We start from the raw sequence: 1,063 nt of genomic DNA, 5'->3' as shown, positions 1-1,063 counted from the left end.
TGCACCAAATCAGCCTCGACGACGAAGTCATCACCGACATCGAACGCGATCGGCTGCACCGCGAAATCTTCCGCACACAGGGTAAACTCGCCAGCCGTTACGAACTCGATCCTTTAGGTCGTCTGAAAAAACAAATCGCCACCCTCAACGACCTGACTGAGGGCGGCAAAGGCAAAACCAAAGTAGCGGCGGGTTATGGCCAAACCGCCGTCAAACGCAGCTACGGCTACGACCGCACCGGCAACCTGACCCACAGCACCGACCAACGGACGGGCACGACCCGGTTCGAGTACGACAAACTGGGCAGGATTACCCAAGCCGGCAGAGAACTGTTCGCCTTCGACCCTGCACACAATATCCTCGACATCCCGACGGAAAAGGTCAAACCATACCCTACCCCCTCTCCCGTGGGAGAGGGTCGGGTAGAGGGCAAAACGACAGTGCCGCTTTCAGACGGTCGCACCACCGTCCCCGACAACCGCCTGAAAACCTACAACGGCAGCAGCTATTACTACGACCACTTCGGCAACCTCATCCACCGCGAACTGGCCGACGGCGAAGTGCAGAACTATTTCTACGACCTGCATGACCAACTGGTTAAAGCGGAAATCTTCAAAAAAGATGGCACAAAAGAGACTTGGGCCTATACCTACGACGCCTTGGGCAGAAGGATAGGCAAAGGCCGTCTGAAAGACGGAGAAGTTTCAGACGACCTCGAAAACCAAACCCGCTTCGTTTGGGACGGCAGCCACCTCTTGCAGGAAGTACACCCGGACGGCAGGTATACCTATATCTACACTGACCCGGATTCCTACGAACCGCTGGCGCAGGTACATAACCGGACCAACGAAGACGGCGAAAGCCGCCAACAAACCCACTACTTCCACTGCGACCAAATCGGTATCCCAAGAGAGATGACCGATGACGAAGGCAATCTGGTTTGGTTCGGCAACTACACCGGCTGGGGTCGTCTGAAAGAGGAAACCAAGGTAACGAATAGCGCATACCAACCCTTCCGCCTGCAAAACCAATATGCCGACCGTGAGACGGGGCTGCATTACAA

Annotated in this window: 1 protein-coding gene; it reads left to right on the top strand. The window is 55.7% G+C overall.

Annotated elements, in window-relative coordinates; translation table 11 throughout:
* On the top strand, nucleotides 1-1,063 hold a 1,063-nt coding region (locus HMPREF2596_RS11075; RefSeq protein WP_141762673.1), incomplete at both ends, for an RHS domain-containing protein.

Origin of the sequence: Neisseria sp. HMSC078C12, assembly GCF_001838065.1 — a bacterium.
GTDB lineage: Bacteria > Pseudomonadota > Gammaproteobacteria > Burkholderiales > Neisseriaceae > Neisseria.
This window is presented reverse-complemented; position numbering and strand designations above follow the sequence as displayed.